The organism is Allobosea psychrotolerans (genome assembly GCF_002917105.1).
Taxonomy (GTDB): Bacteria; Pseudomonadota; Alphaproteobacteria; order Rhizobiales; family Beijerinckiaceae; genus Allobosea; species Allobosea psychrotolerans.
The window spans coordinates 76,438-93,238 of the sequence record NZ_PQFZ01000016.1; the positions used below are offsets into that span (position 1 = coordinate 76,438).

Below are 16,801 nucleotides of genomic sequence, written 5' to 3' on the forward strand. Positions count from 1 at the left end.
TCTGTGCGGACAGCGTCACCCCTCGTCGGGCGACGAGCCGCAAGGCTTCGTCGAGCAAGTCCTAATCGAGATCGACGCCTGAGAGGTTCTGTTCGTGTCCGAGACGTCGCCCATCCCTCCTTCGGAAGCCTCGCGCGCCCGGGCCAGCCGGCCGGAATTGTCTATCGTCGTGCCCGTCTATGACGAGGCCGACAATCTGCCGATCCTGGTCGAGCGGCTCAAGACGGTGCTGGCGGGCGCGGTCTCGTCCTGGGAGCTGGTCTGCGTCGATGACGGCAGCCGCGACGGCACGCTGTCCGTGCTGAAGCTGCTGAGCGCCAGCGATCCCCGGATCAGCGGCGTCTCGTTCAGCCGCAATTTCGGCAAGGAGATCGCCATCGCGGCCGGGCTCGACCATGCCTCGGGCGACGCGGTCGTGATCATGGACGCCGATCTGCAGCATCCGCCGGAGACGATCCTGGTCTTCCTGGAAAAATGGCGCGCCGGCTTCCTGAACATCTACGGCCAGCGCGCCAGCCGGGCCGGCGAGAGCGCCCTCAAGCGCAATCTCGCCAGGGCGTTCTACAAGCTGTTCGCGCGCTTCGGCGAAACCGAATTGCCGGAAGGTGCCGGCGATTTCCGTCTGCTCGACCGCAAGGTGGTCGACGCGCTGCGTGCCTTGCCGGAACGGGCGCGTTTCTCCAAGGGGCTCTATGCCTGGGTCGGCTTTCCCTCGACCGGCGTGACTTTCGAGGTCGCCGAACGCCAGCATGGCGAGACCAAGTTCCGCTTCGGCAAGCTGTTCAGCTTCGCCTTCGACGGATTATCGTCCTTCTCGACCGTACCGTTGAAGATCGCGACCTGGGCCGGCGTCGTGATCGCCGTCATCTCCACGCTCTCGGCCGCCTTCTTCCTGCTGCGCACGGTCTTCTTCGGCACCGACCTGCCCGGCTTCCCCTCGCTGATCGTCTCGATCATGTTCTTTTCCGGCATCCAGCTGATCTCGCTGGGCATGATCGGCGAATATGTCGGGCGCATCTTCGCGGAGGTGAAGCGCCGGCCGCTCTATCTGATCGGCGAGCGCGTCGGTTTCGACGCCCGCACCGTCGACCATCCGCGCGGCGACGCCCTGCCGCCATTGATCCGGTAGACGGCGAAGCCGCATGGCCGCACTGGACCATCCTTCGAGACGCCGCTATGCGGCTTCTCAGGATGAGGGCTGAGGCTCCAGGCCGCCCCAAGGCACGCGATGTTCAGAAAAATCCTCTCCGTCGGCGGCTTCACGCTGCTCTCGCGCCTCTCGGGCTTCATACGCGACATCGTGCTGGCGGCCGTGCTCGGCGCCGGCCCGCTGATGGACGCATTTTCGGTCGCGCTGCGCCTGCCGAACCATTTCCGCGCGATCTTCGGCGAGGGTGCCTTCAACCAGGCCTATATCCCCGCCTATGCCCGGGTCAGGCAGCAGGCCGGCCAGGCCGCCGCCACGCTCTTCTCCGACCGGGTCTTCACCCTCAACCTGATCGTCCAGATCATCCTGCTCGGGCTCGCCCTGCCCTTCATGCCCGACGTCGTGCGCCTGCTCGCGCCCGGCTTCGCGCATGATCCGCAGCGCTTCGAACTCGCCGTCGCGCTGACGCGGATCACCTTTCCCTATCTGCTCTTCATCACGCTGGTGACGCTGCTCTCGGCCAACCTCAATGCCGTCGACAAATTCGCGGCGGCGGCGGCGGCGCCGATCCTGCTCAATCTCTGCCTGATCGCGGCGCTTACCGTAGCGTTCCTGTTCCCCAATGCCGCCTATGCCGCCGCCTGGGGCGTGGTGATCTCCGGCTTCCTGCAATGGCTCGTGTTGGCGCTCGCGGCGCGCCAGGCGAATGTCGCGGCAACCGTGGTGCGGCCGCGCGTCGATCTCGACGTCAAGGCGTTCCTGAAGGCGTTCGGGCCGGCCGTCATCGGCTCGGCCGGTGTCCAGATCGCGCTTTTCGCCGACACGATCATCGCCTCGCTGCTGCCGGCGGGTGCCTATTCCGCGCTCTACTATGCAGGCGGCCTCTACCAATTGCCGATCGGGGTCATCGCCATCGGCGTCGGCACGGTCCTGTTGCCGACGATGAGCCGCCTGCTCGCGGCAGGCGACGTCGCCGGCTCCGACAGGGCGCAGAACCGGGCCGTCGCGCTGACGCTGATCGCCGCCGCCCCCTTCGCTGCCGCATTCCTCGCCGTTCCCGAACTGATCGTCTCCGCCTTGTTCGAGCGCGGGCGCTTCGACGCTGCCGCGAGCCAGGCGGCGGCAGCCGTGCTCTTCGCCTATGCGATCGGGCTGCCGGCCATCGTGATGATCCGCACCCAGGTGTCGAGTTTCCAGGCACGCGGCGACACCACGACGCCGATGCTGGTCTCGCTGGCGGCCATCGCCGCGAATGTCGCGCTGAAATTGCTGCTCTGGCGCGACTGGGGCGCGCCGGGCCTTGCACTGGCGACTGCGGCGGGCGCTTGGATCAATGTCGGCGCGCTGTTCGCCTTGGGCGTGCAGCGTGGCTGGACCCGGCCGGCGGGGGGGCTGTCGAGTTTTGCCGCCATCGTCGTGCTGGCGGCGGTTCTGGCGGGCCTGGCGGCGCGCCTGTCCGTCCCCTCCCTGCTTGCCGCGACGGCGTGGTTTCCGCTACAGCCAAGGCTCGCGGCGCTCGCCTGCGTCGGGGCCGTGGCCGCGGCGATCTATCTCGCGACCGCGGCGCTGGCGCTCAAGCTCAGCCGGCTCGCCAGGCTACTGCGTTAGCTTTCGTCCGTTTGATCCGAAACCGCCGTCATCCCGAGACGACCTTAGGTCGCCCGGGATGACGCAGCAGTGCCGAGATCAACGGCAAACCCGCAAGCGTCGGCTTCACGCCGCCTTGGTGTGAGCGAAGTCCATGTAGAGTTCGCGAGCGCGGCGGAACATCGGGCCGGGCTGCAGCGTCATGTTGTCGATGCGGGTGACCGGCATGCATTTGGAATAGTTGCCCGAGATGAAGATCTCATCGGCCTGCTCGAAATCGCTGTAGCGCAGGCTCATCTCCTCGACGGGGATACCGTCCTGCCTGAGCAGGCCGATGACGCGCTGGCGGGTGATGCCGTTCAGGAAGGTGCCGTTGGGAGCCGGCGTCCTGACGACGCCGTCCTTGGCCAGGAAGATGTTCGAGGTCGCGGTCTCGGCGACGTTGCCCAGCATGTCGAGCACCAGCGCGTTGTCGAAGCCCGCCGCCTTGGCGGCGCGCAGGATGCGGGCGTTGTTGGGATAGAGGCAGCCCGCCTTGGCGTCGGTCGGCATCGTCTCCATGGTCGGCCGGCGGAACGCTCCTTGCGTCACCGAGAAGCCATTGGTCGGCTGCGGCATCGGCGCCTCGAACAGGCAGAGGCAGAACTGCGTCGAATCCGGGTCGGGCATGATGGTCGAGGGCCCGTCGGCCTCGCCCCAATACATCGGCTTGACGTAGAGCGCCGTGCCAGGGGCGAATTTCTTCACGCCCTCAAGCGTCTTCTCGATGATGAAGTCCTGCGTCACCGTGGCCTTGAGGCCGAGCGCCTTGGCGGAGCGGTTGACGCGGGCGGCATGGGCGGCGAGATCGGGCGCGACGCCATCGAAATAGCGGCCGCCGTCGAAGACCGAAGAGGCCTGCCAGAGGGCATGGCTGCGTGGGCCCACCAGGCCGGGGTTGCCTTCGTGCCAGGCACCGTCGAACCAGCTCCAGGTCTGAGAATACCATGCCATAGCGGCGCTCCAATTTGGTCAGTTTTGCTGACAGACACCGTCTGCCCAGAGATCGCCGGCGTCAACATGGCGCAAGCGGCCAAGCGATGACGGGATGTGATGGAAGCGATCGGAAGCGGTGATCGATCAGAAGCCGAGCGCGCGCGCTGCCGAGACCGTCGCCATGCCGACCGCCAAGGCCAGCAACTCGCTGCGCCGCAGCACCATGCTGCCGATCGCCGCGATGAGTGCGAGTGCCGCAGTGAAACCGAGCCGCTCGATCAGCGGCAGCACGGTCGCGACCACGATCGAGCCCGGCAGCGCCGCAAGCCCACGCCGGACGCGCGGGGTCAGCGGAATGAAGCCCATCATGATCACGCCGGAGATGCGGCAGAGATAGGTCGCCAGCATCATGGCGAGGATGACGAAGGCCGCGCCCCATGGGCCGGGATCAGGCAGGGTCATCGCTGAACGCCCCTGTAAGCGCGCCGGCAAGCGAGCCGACGATGATGAAGGCATAGCCGTCGATCAGCTTCGCCGTGACCAATGCGACGAGCCCCGCGACGACCCAGGGCACGGCCGCCCGCTTGCCGCGCCAGAGCGGCACGATCATCGCGGCGAAGAAGATCGGCATGACGAGATCGATGCCGTATTGGCGCGGATCGGCCACCAGGGCGCCGAGCAGGTATCCCGGGATCGTCGTCGCGACCCAGACGACCCAGAGCAGGACGCCGGCGCCGATGATCACGCCCAGATCGCGCCCGCCCTCGCCATGATAGCGCGCGCCGATCAGCCAGCTCGCATCGGTGAAGAGAAAGAGATGCGCGGCGTTGAGCGCCTTGGGATAAGGCGCGAACCAGGGCTGCAGCGAAGCCCCCTGCAGCACCATGCGCGCATTCACCGTCGCGGTGACGACGGCAAGCCCCGCAATCGCCCCCCAGCTCCATTCCGGCCGCCACAGCTCCATAGCCACGAGCTGCGCCACGCCGGCATAGACCAGCGCGCTCATCATGACCGTCTCCAGCAGGCTCAGCCCCTTGGCCGCTGCCGCCGCGCCGAAGGCGACCGCAAAGACGACGATGCCCGGCAGCAGCACGGAGACCCTGCGGACGCCCAGGCGCACGCCCTGCATGGTGAGCAAGGGGCGGGCGGCCTCCGAAGTCGGTTCGGGCGAAGCGGTCATGGCTCTTCAAGAGCGCTAACGCATCATACCGTCAACGGATGGCAGCACCGGCCGCTTATGAGGCCTGCGCAGGGCGGGACAAGCGCCAGTCCCGTGCTAGCCTTGCGCCATGCACTGGCTGACCTGCCCCATCGCCGCCCCTGCCCTGCCCGCGACCTGGCTGATAGCGACCGGCGCGAGCCCGGCCAACCTCGCCGAGCGTTCGGCCTTGCGGCGCGAGACGGCGCGAACGATCATCGCCGCCCAGCTCGGCCTGCCGGTCGAGGCCATTGCGATCGGGCATGACGAACGAGGCCGCCCCCTGCTGGCGCAACCTGTCGGGACGGGGCTGTATCTCTCGCTTGCGACGCGGGCGGGCTTCGTCGCGCTGGCGCTCGCGCCGCATCCTGTCGGGGTCGATATCGAGCGGCTCGAGCCCCTGGCCACGCCGCCGCTCGCGGTCTTGCATCCGCAGGAGCGGACGGCGCTGCTCACCCTGCACGAACTGGCGCGACCACTTGCCTTCGCAGAGCTCTGGGCGGCCAAGGAGGCCTATGTGAAGGCGCTCGGCACCGGCTTCGCTCGCGCGCCGGAGAGCTTCTCCGTCACGCTCACCGCGCAAGGTGTGTTCAGTATCAGCGATCCGGAGCGACCGGGCGCAAATCTCGGCATGAGCCGCGTCACAGAAAACGGCGGCCAGGAGAGCCTGGCCGCCGCGGTTGTGGTTCTCAGCTGAGTGAGATGTCAGCCCGGCTGGTCTGCCGGCTTCTTCTTCAGCAGATAGGCGACGAGACAAACGAGCGCCGCGCCGATGGCCGAGGAGATATAGTGCGGCATGGCGGCCGGACCGATTCCGAGTGCGCTGGCATCTGTCGGCACAGGGGTGACCCAGCTCGGCATGTTGACCTGGAGCCATTGCAGCACGGCAATGTCGCCGATGATCATTTCCGCCGCGATCCAGCCGAGCAGGGCCGCGCCGAGCCAGACCAGGATCGGGAAGCGCTCGATGATCGAGGTCAGGAGCTGCGCGCCCATGATGATCAGCGGGATCGAGAGCAGCAGGCCGAAGATGAAGAGCTCGGGATGTCCGCGCGAGGCTGCCGCGATGGCGATGACGTTGTCGAGGCTCATCACGGCGTCGGCAATGGCGATGGTGCGCACCGCCCGCCAGAGATTGTCGCTCGCCTCGATGTCGCTATGGGCTTCCTCCTCGCCCATGGCGAGCTTGATCGCGATCCAGAACAGCAGGACGCCGCCGACCACCTTCAGGAAGGGCACGTTCAGCAGATAGCTGACCACGAGCGCGAAGACGATGCGCAAGCCGACGGCTGCGCCGGCGCCGAGCCAGATGCCGATCTTGCGCCGGTTTTCCGGCAGCGAGCGGCAGGCGAGCGCGATGACGACCGCGTTGTCTCCGGACAGGAGCAGGTCGATCCAGATGATCTGGAGCAGCGACACCCAGAATTGGGATGATGAAAAGTCCATAGGTCGGTCAGTCCCTGTGTCAGAGGGCCGGATCTGGCCGGCGTGGTTTCAGCCAATAGCCCAGCGCGAGCACGAGAATCGCACCCAGGGCAGCGGCCGGATATTCGAGGCGGTGCAGCATATCGGCGCCGAACCGGGTGATGAGCCAGGGATCGCTGTCGAACATTTCGCCGGCGACCCAGCCGAGCAGCGCAGCGCCCGCCCAGACCAGGACCGGAAAGCGCGTCAGCAGGCTGGTGATGAGCGAGGCGCCGAGCACGATCAGCGGGATCGAGATGACGAGCCCCGCGATCAGGAGCGGGATCGAATCCTTGGCGACGGCGGCGATGGCCAGCACATTGTCGAGGCTCATGACGATGTCGGCGATCGCGACCGTCTGGACCGCCTTCCAGAGCTTGCTGCTGGCGGTGATCGAATCCTCGTCGCTCTCGCCATCCTCGATGATCAGCTTGACCGCGATCCAGACCAGCAGCAGCGCGCCGACGATATGCAGGAAAGGCGCGTTCAGCAGCGAGGCGATCAGCACGGTGAAGATGACGCGCAAGACCACAGCGACGCCTGCGCCGAGCGCGATGCCCTTGGCTCTTTGTGCGGGCGCCAGCGCCCGGCAGGCGAGCGCGATCACCACGGCATTGTCGCCGGAGAGGACGATGTTGAGCGCGATGATCTCCGCCAGTTTTCCCCAGATCAGAGGATCGACGAAGGAAATCGAGGAGAGATCCATCAAAGCCAGCCCTTCCAGCAACGTCAGTTCAATTTCTAGTTAACCCGGCGGCGCTGTCGCGCCTCCGGGGTCCTGGGCACCGGAATTTGGGTGCCAAAATCTTGGGCGCCGGGCTTTTAGCCCAGCGCCTGCTCGACAGCCTTGCCCGCGGCTTCCGTCCCCAGCGTGCCGCCGAGATCGCGGGTGCGGGTGCGGGCGTCGCCGAGCGCGCGCTCGATCGCGGCCTCGATGCCCTTGGCGGCTTCGGTCTCGCCGAGGTGATCCAGCATCATCGCGCCCGACCAGATCTGGCCGATCGGATTGGCGATGCCTTTGCCCGCGATGTCGGGCGCCGAGCCATGGACCGGCTCGAACAGCGAGGGATGATCGCCGGTCGGGTTGATGTTGCCCGACGGCGCGATGCCGATCGTGCCGGTGCAGGCCGGGCCCAGATCCGAGAGGATGTCGCCGAACAGGTTCGAGGCCACGACCACGTCGAAGCGGTCGGGATTCAGCACGAAATGCGCCGTCAGGATGTCGATATGGTACTGGTCGACGGCGACGCCGGGATAGTTCCTGGCCATCTCCTTCACCCGCTCGTCCCAATACGGCATGGTGATCGAGATGCCGTTCGACTTGGTCGCCGAGGTCAGCTTCTTGCGCGGACGGCGCATCGCCAGCTCGAAGGCGTATTTCAGCACGCGGTCGACGCCGACCCGGCTCATCACCGTCTCCTGCATGACGATCTCGCGCTCGGTGCCGGCGAACATCTTGCCGCCGACCGAGGAGTATTCGCCCTCGGTGTTCTCGCGCACGACGAAGAAGTCGATATCGCCGGGCTTGCGGCCGACGAGCGGACCGGGAACGCCCGGCATCAGACGCACCGGGCGCAGGTTCACATACTGGTCGAATTCACGCCGGAAGAGCAGCAGCGAGCCCCAGAGCGAGATGTGGTCAGGCACCTGCGCCGGCATGCCGACCGCGCCGAAATAGATCGCGTCATGGCCGCCGATCTTCTCCTTCCAGTCGTCGGGAAGCATCTTGCCGTGCTTCTCGTGATAATCGCAGGAGGAGAAATCGAACTCGTCGAAGCGCAGTTCGAAGCCGTATTTCCTGGAGGCCGCCTCGAGCACGCGCAGGCCCTCGGGCATGACTTCCTTGCCGATGCCGTCCCCGGCGATGACGGCGATACGATAGACGCGATTGGTCCCACTCATGGGTTCTCTCCAAAGAAGGCCGTGAATTCGGCGGCGACGAGATCGGGAATCTCCTCCGCCAGATAATGCCCGCCTGGCAAGGCACGGCCTTGGACGTTCTCAGCGCGCTGCCGCCACAGCGCAAGCGGCTCGAAACATTTGCCGATGATGCCGTTGCCGCCCCAGAGCGCGAGCAAGGGCTGGGTCAGCTTGCGGCCGCCATCCTCATCGTCATGGCGGATGTCGATGGTGGCGGCGGCGCGATAATCCTCGCAACTCGCATGGATGGTCTGCGGATCGCTGAAGCAGCGCAGGTAATGGGCGAGAGCCTCGGGCACGAAGGGCGTCAGACCGGCCGAGCCGGAGCCGCATTTCTTGCGCCAATAGGCCTCGGGATCGGCCCCGATCATCCGCTCCGGGAAGGGCGCGGGCTGGATCAGGAAGAACCAGTGCCAATAGGCCCGCGCGAAGGCGTCGCTGGTATTGGCGTACATCTCGCGGGTCGGCGCGATGTCCAGCGTCGCTAGCCTGGTGACACGCTCCGCATGGTCGAGCGCCAGGCGATGGGCAACGCGCGCGCCGCGATCATGCGCGCCGACAAAGAAGCGTTGATGCCCCAGCGCCGTCATGACCTGCGCCATGTCGAGCGCCATGGCGCGCTTGGAATAGGGGAAATGCTCGGCATCGCTCGCCGGCTTGTCGCTGTCGCCATAGCCGCGCAGATCGGCGCAGACCAAAGTGAAGCGGTCCTTTAGGCGCGCAGCAAGCTTGTGCCAGAGCGCATGCGTCTGCGGGTAGCCATGGAGCAGCAGGAGCGGCGGCCCCTCCCCGCCCGTCCGGACACGGATGCGCGCGCCCGATGTCGCGACATCAAGGAGGCGGAAACCGGGGAAGAGGCTGTCCTGGACAGGGATTTCGGTGACGCTCATCAGGGCCGCGTGGTTGCGATAATCGGTAGCCGATAGCCTGCTTCTCAAGCGATTGCGCGCGTCGATTATTACACAATCCTGATCAATAGCGGGCGCGCGCCATTCCCGGGCGCAGCGCAGCGGAGACCCGGGAACCTCTGGGGAGAGATGCCCCGGGTCTGCGCCCGGGCATGACGAGGTAGGTCAACCCCGCAGCGCCGCCCCATAGCGCTTGGCCATCTCGGCGACGATCTTGGCGCCGACCGCCTCGATCTCGGCCTCGGTCAGCGTCTTGTCGACCGGCTGCAGGGTCACGGCCAGTGCGACCGACTTCTTGCCAGCCTCGACGCCCTGCCCTTCATAGAGGTCGAAGACCGCGACATCCGAGATCAGGCCCCGGTCGGCGTTCTGCGCGGTCTTCATCATCTCGCCGGCCGCGACCGTCTTTTCGACGATGAAGGCGAAATCGCGCGTCACCGGCTGGAAGCCCGAGAGCGTAAGCTTCGGCTTGACCTTGGTCGGCTTGTATTTCGGCAGCGGCAGCGCATCGAGATGGATCTCGAAGGCGACGAGCGGGCCCTTGACGTCGAGCGCCTTCAGCACCTTGGGATGCACCTCGCCGAAGGCGCCGATGACGCCCTTGGGGCCGAACCGGAGCGTGGCCGAACGGCCGGGATGGGCCCATGCCGGGCCGCCCGCGACGATCTGCAGGCCGCCGACAGGAACGCCGAGCCCGGTCAGCAGACCCATGAGATCGGCCTTGGCGTCGAAGACATCGACGGACCTGGCGGCACCGTCCCAATGGCGGCCGACGCCTTCGAGCGTCGCCGTGCCCCGGCGCAGGCCGGCGGCGGCGATGAACTGCCCCTCCGGCGTATCATCCTTGAAGACCTGCCCGACCTCGAACAGCGCGACGTCGCCGAGGCCGCGATCGGCGTTGAGCTGGCCGGCGCGGATCAGTCCCGGCAGCAGCGAGGGGCGCATGTCGGAGAGATCGGCCGCAATCGGATTGGCGAGCACGAGCTGGCGCGCGCCGCCGCCGAACAAAGTCGCGGCGTCATGCGAGATGAAGGACCAGGTCACCGCCTCGACGAGGCCGCGGCTGGCGAGCAGGCGCTTGGCGGCGCGGGTGCGCTTCTGCAGCACGGTGAGGACGGGCTTCACCACCTCGCCCTTGATGCGCGGCAACGGCGTCGAGACGACGCGGTCGAGTCCGGCGACGCGCACGATCTCCTCGACGAGATCGGCCTTTCCCACGACATCGCCACGCCAGGACGGAGCAGCGACCTTGACGCGCTCGCCGGCCCCCGAGACGTGGAAGCCGAGGGAGGTCAGCGCGAGCTTCATTTCGATCTGCGGCAGATCGAGCCCGGTCAGGCGCTTGACCTCGGACCAGGGGAAATCGATGGCATGAGCGCTCTCGGGCAGATCGCCCTCGAAGACCATCTCGGAGGCTTCGCCGCCGCAGAGATCGAGGATCATCGCGGTGGCGAGATCGAGGCCCGGACGGGTGAAATCGGGATCGACGCCGCGCTCGAAGCGATAGCGCGCATCGGAGTTGATGCCGAGCGAACGGCCGGAGCGAGCGATGTTGAGCGGGTTCCAGAGCGCGCTTTCGACCAGCACGTCGGTGGTGGTCTCGTCGCAGCCTGAGGCCTCGCCGCCCATGATGCCGGCAAGCGACTCGACGCCATCAGCATCGGCGATGACGACCTGCTCGCCGGTCAGCGTGTAGCTCTTGCCGTCGAGCGCCAGGATCGTCTCGCCGTCCTTGGCCCGGCGCACCGTGAGATCGCCCCTGACCTTGGCGGCGTCGAAGACGTGCAGCGGCCTGTTGCGGTCGAAGGTCATGAAATTGGTGATGTCGACCAGCGCGTTGATCGGCCTGAGCCCGATGGCGCGCAGCCGCGCCTGCAGCCATTCCGGCGAAGGCCCGTTCTTGACGCCGCGCACCAGCCGCAAAGCGAAGACCGGGCAGAGGGCCTTGTCCGCCTCGGCGAAATCAAGCGTCACCTTGACCGGGCAGGGAAAGCTCCCCCGCACCGGCTGGACCGGCGGCGTCTTGAGCCCACCGAGCCCGGCGGCGGCGAGATCACGCGCGACGCCGGAAACGCCGAGCGCATCGGCCCGGTTTGGCGTCACCGCGATCTCGATCACGGCGTCGTCGAGCCCGGCATAGGCGGCATAGGGCTGGCCGACGGGTGCATCCTCCGGCAGGTCGATGATGCCGTCATGATCCTCGGAGAGCTGCAACTCGGCGGCCGAGCAGAGCATGCCGTTCGACTCGACGCCGCGAATGACGCCCTTGCCGAGCGTGATGTCCTTGCCGGGGATATAGGTGCCCGGCGGCGAGAACACGCTCTTCATGCCGGTGCGGGCATTGGGCGCGCCGCAGACGACCTGCACGGGCTCAGCCCCGCCGGTGTCGACCATGCAGACGCGCAGCCGATCGGCGTTCGGGTGCTGCTTGGCCTCGATCACATAGGCGATGGTGAAGGCCTGGAGAGCCTTCGCCTTGTCCTCGACGGCCTCGACCTCGAGCCCGACGCGGGTCAGCGTCTCCGTGACGGTGTCGAGCGAATCCGTGGTGTCGAGATGGTCCTTCAACCAGGACAGAGTGAACTTCATGAGTGTCCGTCACTTCTCAGATTGGCATGGGACATCGCGGGCGACGCAGCGTTGAGCTGGTCGTCCCCATCCGTCCGGATCTTCATGGAATTGCCGCGCCAGGTGACCTCGCCGGCGATGAAGGCATAGGCCCAGACGCCGGGAAAGATCAGATCCCGCAGCAACAGCGCCAGCGGCATGCGCCAGGAGAGATACCAGCCGACGCCATAGGCCAGCGCCATCTCCGCCACATACCAGGGCAGCAGCACGAGTGCCGGGCCAAGCCAGGCGGAATAGCCGTAGGCCGGCGCGACGAAAGCCGCGCACAGCGCCGGCAGCAGCGGGCCGGACAGGATCTCGGGCGCGAAGAAGGGCAGGAACGTCACCCGGCGCAGGCGCGCCCAGCGGAACTGCCGCTGCACGACGTCATACAAGGAGCGCTCGCCTAAGGGCTGCTCGAAGGGCTGGCCGACGAGATGGACATGCTTGCCGGCCCGGCGCACCAGCTTGGTCGCGGCGGCATCCTCGGCGATCTCCTCGCCCAGCACGGCAATGCCGCCATTGGCGTCGAGGAAGGGCTTGTTCCAGAGCATCGACTTGCCCTGGGCGAAGCCGAAGCCGAGCGCCTCGCCGGCATATTGCCAGCGTGCCTGGAAGGTGTTGAGGAAGGCGCATTCAAGCTCGGCCCAGAAGCCCTGCGGACGCGAGCCCGCCGGTGTCGAGCAGACGAGCCCGGTGTCGGGACGCCAGGAGGCCAGCATGCGCTGGATGTAGTCCCTCGGCATCAGCACGTTGGAATCGGCCAGGATGACCCATTCGGTCGTCGCCGCCTCCCAGCCCTTGACGCAGTTGTTGAGCTTGGGATTGGCGCTGACGGCGACATCGCCGGTGATCAGGCTGACGCGCTCCGCGCCGAAGCGGCCGATCAATTCCTCGATCAGCGGCACGATCGGATCATCGGCATCGGCGACGCAGAAGATCGTCTGATAGCGCGGATAGTCGAGCAGGAGGCCAGACGTCGCCGTCTCCCTGCTGAAGGCCTCGATGCCGCGCACCGGCCGCACGATCGTGACCGGGGGCTGCGCGTCGAGCAGAGCGCAGCCGGCATCCTTGCGACGCAGGCGCACGAAGGCGATCGCCTGGCAGAGCAGATTGATCGCGACGGCGAGCGCCGCGAACAGGCCAGCCGATGCAGCCAGGCTCACCGCAACCTCCCCTGATGCGGCGACGCGCTCACGACGACAGCCCGCCCGTCAAGGTCGGCAGGTCGAGCGGCCGGAAGCCGTAATGGGCGAGCCAGCGCAGATCCGCCTCGAAGAAGGGGCGCAGATCCGGCATGCCGTATTTCAGCATGGCGATGCGGTCGATGCCCATGCCCCAGGCGAAGCCCTGGTAGACATCCGGATCGAGCCCGCAATTCTTCAGGACATTGGGGTGGACCATGCCGCAGCCCAGGATCTCGAGCCAATCCTCGCCTTCGCCGAAGCGGATTTCGCCGCCCTTGCGCGAGCATTGGATATCGACCTCGACCGAAGGCTCGGTGAAGGGGAAAAAGGAGGGGCGGAAGCGCATCTTGACGTTGTCGATCTCGAAGAACGCCTTGCAGAACTCCTCAAGCACCCATTTCATGTGACCCATATGGGCCTTCTTGTCGATCACGAGCCCCTCGACCTGATGGAACATCGGGGTGTGGGTCTGGTCGGAATCCATCCGGTAGGTGCGACCGGGGCAGATCACCCGGATCGGCGGCTCCTGCGCGATCATGGTGCGAACCTGGACCGGCGAGGTATGGGTGCGCAGCAGCTTGCGCTCGCCATTCGCATCGGGCGCGAAGAAGAAGGTGTCGTGCATCTCGCGGGCGGGATGGCCGACGGGAAAGTTCAGCTTGGTGAAGTTGAGGTCGTCGGTCTCGACATCCGGGCCTTCCGCCACCGAGAAGCCCATATCGCCGAAGATCGCGGTGATCTCGTCGATGACCTGGCTGATCGGGTGGATGCGGCCGCGCGCCTCGGGCCCCTCGCGGACCGGCAAGGTGATGTCGACGGTTTCGGAAGCGAGCCTGGCGTCGAGCGCAGCCTCGCCCAGCGCCTCCTTGCGGGCGGAGAGCGCGCCTTGCACCTTGTCGCGCAGGCCGTTGATCAGCGGCCCCTTCTCCTTGCGCTCCTCAGGCGTCATCGCGCCCAGCGTCTTGAGCAGCGCCGAGATCGAGCCGGCCTTGCCCAGCGCCGCGATCCTGACCTGCTCCAGGGCGGCCTCGTCCTGCGCGCCGGCGATGTCGGCAAGGAGGCTCGCGCCCAAGTTATCGATCTCGTTCATGCCTGCTCTGGTCCATTTGCGAGGCATCTTCTAGGGTGTCGCCAGCGTCGATGCTAGAGGCAATCATGCCGGCAAAGCAGCGCTGGAACGCGAAATCCGGGCTGTTTCACAGCGATGGGTGCAATTGCATGACAATCATGTCTCACTGGCAGGCGATGGCGCTGGCCGCGGCGCTCTCTGCTCTCCCCCTCGCATCCGCCGCCGCACAGGACGGCAGGCGCGTCACCGTCACCGGCGAGATCAGCGACACCTGGTGCACGGTCAGCGGGCTGATGTTCGCCAAGGGCACGGCTCATCACCAATGCGCGGTCTGGTGCGCGCTTGGCGGCATCCCGGTCAGCATCCGCGACGCCAAGGGCGAACTCTATCTGATCCTGAAGATCGGCGACGACGAGGACAGCGCCGCCAATCCCCGCATCGCGCGGATGGCGACGCATGAGGTTGCGGTCGACGGCGAACTGCTCGAACGCGACGGCGTGAAATACCTGCTGGTCGACCGCATTGCCGACGACAAGGGCGTCATCACCATGACGCATGAGGAATACGGCATCCAGCCGTTCGGGAACTGAGCGATGAAGGCTCTCTCCACGATACGCCTCGCGCTGATGATTTTTACAGTGTCCAGCACCGGCTCCTCCTTGGCCGCCGAAGCCTGGAATATCCCGCATGAGAAGGCCGTTGTCCTGAAGGGACGCGTCGTCGACGCGCTGTGCCAGCTCAAGGGCCGCTGTGCGCCCGATTGCGGCGCCGGCAAGCGCCAGCTCGGCCTGCTGCTGACGGATGGCACGTTCCGGCTCGTAGCCAAGTCGAACATCGATTTCGCCGGATCAATCCCCGATCTGATCGGCTTTTGCGGCAAGGAGATCGAGGCGGATGGGCTCCTGATCGAGAACCCGGCCATAACCCTGTTCTTCGTGCAGGGCATCAGGACGGATGCGGCTGGATCCTTCGTCCCGGCCGAGCGCTTCAAGGCGGAGTGGGAGACGCAGCACGGCAAGGCCGAAGAGTGGTGGCGCGCCGATCCGGAAGCGAACCGAATCATCGCTGCGGATGGCCCGCTCGGCATCAAGGGCATGGCGCCCAAGCCAAAGCCCTGAGGCACCCGCTATGACCGACGGGATCGCGCGCAGGGGCGTGCTGGCCGGCCTTGCCGCTTTCGCCACAGGACGCGCTGTCGCGCAGGATCAGGGCAGCCATCAGGGCAGCCTCCAGCATGATCGGCTCACGGCGCAGTTCGGCGGAGCTTTCACCCTCACCGATCACACGGGCAGGCGCGTCAGCAACGGCGATTTTCGTGGCCGCTTCATGCTGATCTATTTCGGCTTCACGCGCTGCACCGATACCTGTCCGGTTGATCTGCCGGTCATCGCGCAGGCACTCGATGCAATCGGCCCGCTCGCGGACAAGCTCGCGCCGCTTTTCATCACGGTCGACCCCGGCAACGATACGCCGCCGGTCATGGCGACCTATGTCGCCGCCTTCCATCCGCGCCTGATCGGGCTCACCGGCAGCGAAGCGGAGATCGCAGCAACCGCCAAAGCCTACAAGGTGCATCGCCGCAAGCTGACACAGCCTCACCATGGCGCGGGCGAATATGCGGTCGACCATGGCTCGCTGACCTATCTGATGGGGCCGGACGGGCGCTTCGTGACGTTGCTGCCGCACAATTCGGGAGCCGAGCGGCTGGCCGCGATCCTGCGGAAATATCTCGCCTGAGGCGACAAGGCCGGCGCAAGCGAGCTATGCAGAGCGCCTCACCGGAACGGACGCCATGGCCGACAACACCGCCCAGAAGACCTCGCCCTCCTATCGCCTCGCCGCGCTCGACCCCGACTTCATCCTCAGCGATTCCACGCGCGGGGCGCGCTTCATGCTCGAATACCAGAAGGCCGAGGACAGCCTGCGGGCACGCGGCATCGCCTCGACCATCGTGGTCTTCGGCTCGGCGCGGGTGCGCGAGGGCAATCCCTGGTACGAGGCGGCGCGGGCTTTCGCGCGGTTCGCCTCGGAGCGCGGCGGCGCCTTGACGCAAGCCGGCAACGGGCACCGCCATGTCATCGCCACCGGCGGCGGGCCTGGCATCATGGAGGCGGCCAATCGCGGCGCGACGGAGGCCGGGGCGCTCTCGATCGGCCTCAACATCACCTTGCCGCATGAGCAGGAGCCCAATGCCTGGTCGACGCCGGACCTGACCTTCCGTTTCCATTATTTCGCGATGCGCAAGATGCATTTCGCCATGCGGGCCGCCGCGCTCGTCGCCTTCCCCGGCGGGTTTGGCACGCTGGACGAATTGTTCGAGGTGATGACGCTGGTCCAGACCGCCAAGATGCCGCCGGTGCCGATCGTGCTCTATGACAGCGCCTTCTGGAAAAGCCTGGTCAATTTCAACACGCTGCGCGAAGCCGGCTTCATCCGCCCGGAGGACCTGTCGCTGTTTGCCTTTGCCGACACGCCCGAGGAGGCCTATGCGCGCATCGTCACTGGTGCCGGCGACGGCTGGGAGCCGGCCGCAAAGGACAGCGTGCAGACGTAAGGCTTTCCTGAGGAGTGGGCGTGACCCGCGTCTCGAAAGATGCTCCAGGAGGCCCCAGTGGAAGCTGGAGCATCTTTCGAGACGCCGCTTCGCGGCTCCTCAGGATGAGGGCTGGAGCTTCCAAACGGCCTCCGAGGCGCCGTCCTATCAAGCGGACGCCGTGACGAGCATCGGCCGATAAGACC

General features: G+C 66.6%; 17 protein-coding genes. 7 read left to right on the plus strand and 10 right to left on the minus strand.

Annotated elements, in window-relative coordinates; all coding sequences use genetic code 11:
* The first annotated feature begins 94 nt into the window (after nucleotides 1–94).
* Both CYD53_RS22485 and murJ read left to right on the plus strand, forming a co-directional pair.
* Nucleotides 95–1,129 (plus strand): glycosyltransferase family 2 protein, encoded by a 1,035-nt coding sequence (locus tag CYD53_RS22485; RefSeq protein WP_245928377.1) that lies wholly within the window; start codon nucleotides 95–97, stop codon nucleotides 1,127–1,129.
* Between the two features lie 99 nt (nucleotides 1,130–1,228).
* Nucleotides 1,229–2,755 carry a murein biosynthesis integral membrane protein MurJ gene (murJ, locus tag CYD53_RS22490; RefSeq protein ID WP_103720327.1) on the plus strand — a complete coding sequence of 509 codons (1,527 nt, stop codon included), beginning with the start codon at nucleotides 1,229–1,231 and terminating at the stop codon, nucleotides 2,753–2,755.
* 105 nt (nucleotides 2,756–2,860) lie between these two features.
* Here murJ and CYD53_RS22495 read toward each other — a convergent pair whose 3' ends face one another.
* The 3 genes from CYD53_RS22495 to CYD53_RS22505 all read right to left on the minus strand — a co-directional run bounded on the left by CYD53_RS22495 (nucleotide 2,861) and on the right by CYD53_RS22505 (nucleotide 4,889).
* Nucleotides 2,861–3,727, minus strand: a complete 867-nt coding sequence (locus CYD53_RS22495; protein ID WP_103720328.1) for a branched-chain amino acid aminotransferase — start codon at nucleotides 3,725–3,727, stop codon at nucleotides 2,861–2,863.
* Nucleotides 3,728–3,853: 126 nt separating this feature from the next.
* The gene (locus CYD53_RS22500; protein ID WP_103720329.1) at nucleotides 3,854–4,171 is read right to left on the minus strand and encodes an AzlD family protein; all 318 of its coding nucleotides are present in this window, start codon (nucleotides 4,169–4,171) and stop codon (nucleotides 3,854–3,856) included.
* Nucleotides 4,158–4,889: an AzlC family ABC transporter permease gene (locus tag CYD53_RS22505; protein ID WP_245928378.1), complete on the minus strand. Its 732-nt coding sequence runs from the start codon at nucleotides 4,887–4,889 to the stop codon at nucleotides 4,158–4,160. Before CYD53_RS22505 ends, CYD53_RS22500 begins: the two co-directional genes overlap by 14 nt.
* 109 nt (nucleotides 4,890–4,998) lie before the next feature.
* Between CYD53_RS22505 and CYD53_RS22510 the strand changes: the two genes are divergently transcribed.
* Entirely contained in the window at nucleotides 4,999–5,604 is a 606-nt protein-coding gene (locus CYD53_RS22510; RefSeq protein ID WP_103720330.1) for a 4'-phosphopantetheinyl transferase family protein, read from the plus strand.
* 8 nt (nucleotides 5,605–5,612) lie between these two features.
* Here CYD53_RS22510 and CYD53_RS22515 read toward each other — a convergent pair whose 3' ends face one another.
* The 7 genes from CYD53_RS22515 to pheS form a co-directional block, all read right to left on the minus strand.
* Nucleotides 5,613–6,353, minus strand: a complete 741-nt coding sequence (locus CYD53_RS22515) for a TerC family protein (RefSeq protein ID WP_103720331.1) — start codon at nucleotides 6,351–6,353, stop codon at nucleotides 5,613–5,615.
* Between the two features lie 19 nt (nucleotides 6,354–6,372).
* A complete protein-coding gene (locus tag CYD53_RS22520) occupies nucleotides 6,373–7,077 on the minus strand; it encodes a TerC family protein (RefSeq protein ID WP_181011979.1) in 705 nt (234 codons plus the stop codon).
* 116 nt (nucleotides 7,078–7,193) lie between these two features.
* On the minus strand, nucleotides 7,194–8,273 hold the full coding sequence (locus CYD53_RS22525; protein ID WP_103720332.1) for a tartrate dehydrogenase: 1,080 nt from the start codon (nucleotides 8,271–8,273) through the stop codon (nucleotides 7,194–7,196).
* Complete coding sequence (locus CYD53_RS22530) at nucleotides 8,270–9,181, minus strand: alpha/beta fold hydrolase (protein WP_103720333.1); 912 nt, start codon at nucleotides 9,179–9,181, stop codon at nucleotides 8,270–8,272. Before CYD53_RS22530 ends, CYD53_RS22525 begins: the two co-directional genes overlap by 4 nt.
* A gap of 183 nt (nucleotides 9,182–9,364) precedes the next feature.
* A complete protein-coding gene (pheT, locus tag CYD53_RS22535) occupies nucleotides 9,365–11,788 on the minus strand; it encodes a phenylalanine--tRNA ligase subunit beta (protein WP_103720334.1) in 2,424 nt (807 codons plus the stop codon).
* On the minus strand, nucleotides 11,785–12,972 hold the full coding sequence (locus CYD53_RS22540) for a ceramide glucosyltransferase (protein WP_245928379.1): 1,188 nt from the start codon (nucleotides 12,970–12,972) through the stop codon (nucleotides 11,785–11,787). The genes pheT and CYD53_RS22540 overlap by 4 nt, the downstream gene beginning before the upstream one ends.
* A 28-nt stretch (nucleotides 12,973–13,000) precedes the next feature.
* Nucleotides 13,001–14,083 (minus strand): phenylalanine--tRNA ligase subunit alpha, encoded by a 1,083-nt coding sequence (gene pheS, locus CYD53_RS22545; protein ID WP_103720335.1) that lies wholly within the window; start codon nucleotides 14,081–14,083, stop codon nucleotides 13,001–13,003.
* A 128-nt stretch (nucleotides 14,084–14,211) separates the two neighbouring features.
* On the opposite strand from pheS, the gene CYD53_RS22550 reads away from it, so the two are divergent.
* Genes CYD53_RS22550 through CYD53_RS22560 form a run of 4 tightly spaced genes read left to right on the plus strand, consistent with a single transcriptional unit; the run spans nucleotide 14,212 to nucleotide 16,616 of the window.
* A complete protein-coding gene (locus CYD53_RS22550; protein WP_146055976.1) occupies nucleotides 14,212–14,652 on the plus strand; it encodes a type II toxin-antitoxin system HipA family toxin in 441 nt (146 codons plus the stop codon).
* Between the two features lie 3 nt (nucleotides 14,653–14,655).
* Nucleotides 14,656–15,180 (plus strand): hypothetical protein, encoded by a 525-nt coding sequence (locus CYD53_RS30385; protein WP_181011980.1) that lies wholly within the window; start codon nucleotides 14,656–14,658, stop codon nucleotides 15,178–15,180.
* Nucleotides 15,181–15,190: 10 nt separating this feature from the next.
* Nucleotides 15,191–15,799: an SCO family protein gene (locus tag CYD53_RS22555; RefSeq protein ID WP_181011981.1), complete on the plus strand. Its 609-nt coding sequence runs from the start codon at nucleotides 15,191–15,193 to the stop codon at nucleotides 15,797–15,799.
* A gap of 55 nt (nucleotides 15,800–15,854) precedes the next feature.
* On the plus strand, nucleotides 15,855–16,616 hold the full coding sequence (locus CYD53_RS22560) for an LOG family protein (RefSeq protein ID WP_103720338.1): 762 nt from the start codon (nucleotides 15,855–15,857) through the stop codon (nucleotides 16,614–16,616).
* The last annotated feature ends 185 nt before the right edge of the window (nucleotides 16,617–16,801 follow it).

Coding starts and splice junctions, on each gene's coding strand:
- murJ (WP_103720327.1), top strand. CDS start 1,229: ATGTTCAGAAAAATCCTCTCCGTCGGCGGCTTCACGCTGCTCTCGCGC.
- CYD53_RS22495 (WP_103720328.1), bottom strand. CDS start 3,727: ATGGCATGGTATTCTCAGACCTGGAGCTGGTTCGACGGTGCCTGGCAC.
- CYD53_RS22500 (WP_103720329.1), bottom strand. CDS start 4,171: ATGACCCTGCCTGATCCCGGCCCATGGGGCGCGGCCTTCGTCATCCTC.
- CYD53_RS22505 (WP_245928378.1), bottom strand. CDS start 4,889: ATGACCGCTTCGCCCGAACCGACTTCGGAGGCCGCCCGCCCCTTGCTC.
- CYD53_RS22510 (WP_103720330.1), top strand. CDS start 4,999: ATGCACTGGCTGACCTGCCCCATCGCCGCCCCTGCCCTGCCCGCGACC.
- CYD53_RS22515 (WP_103720331.1), bottom strand. CDS start 6,353: ATGGACTTTTCATCATCCCAATTCTGGGTGTCGCTGCTCCAGATCATC.
- CYD53_RS22520 (WP_181011979.1), bottom strand. CDS start 7,077: ATGGATCTCTCCTCGATTTCCTTCGTCGATCCTCTGATCTGGGGAAAA.
- CYD53_RS22525 (WP_103720332.1), bottom strand. CDS start 8,273: ATGAGTGGGACCAATCGCGTCTATCGTATCGCCGTCATCGCCGGGGAC.
- CYD53_RS22530 (WP_103720333.1), bottom strand. CDS start 9,181: ATGAGCGTCACCGAAATCCCTGTCCAGGACAGCCTCTTCCCCGGTTTC.
- pheT (WP_103720334.1), bottom strand. CDS start 11,788: ATGAAGTTCACTCTGTCCTGGTTGAAGGACCATCTCGACACCACGGAT.
- pheS (WP_103720335.1), bottom strand. CDS start 14,083: ATGAACGAGATCGATAACTTGGGCGCGAGCCTCCTTGCCGACATCGCC.
- CYD53_RS22550 (WP_146055976.1), top strand. CDS start 14,212: ATGACAATCATGTCTCACTGGCAGGCGATGGCGCTGGCCGCGGCGCTC.
- CYD53_RS30385 (WP_181011980.1), top strand. CDS start 14,656: ATGAAGGCTCTCTCCACGATACGCCTCGCGCTGATGATTTTTACAGTG.
- CYD53_RS22555 (WP_181011981.1), top strand. CDS start 15,191: ATGACCGACGGGATCGCGCGCAGGGGCGTGCTGGCCGGCCTTGCCGCT.
- CYD53_RS22560 (WP_103720338.1), top strand. CDS start 15,855: ATGGCCGACAACACCGCCCAGAAGACCTCGCCCTCCTATCGCCTCGCC.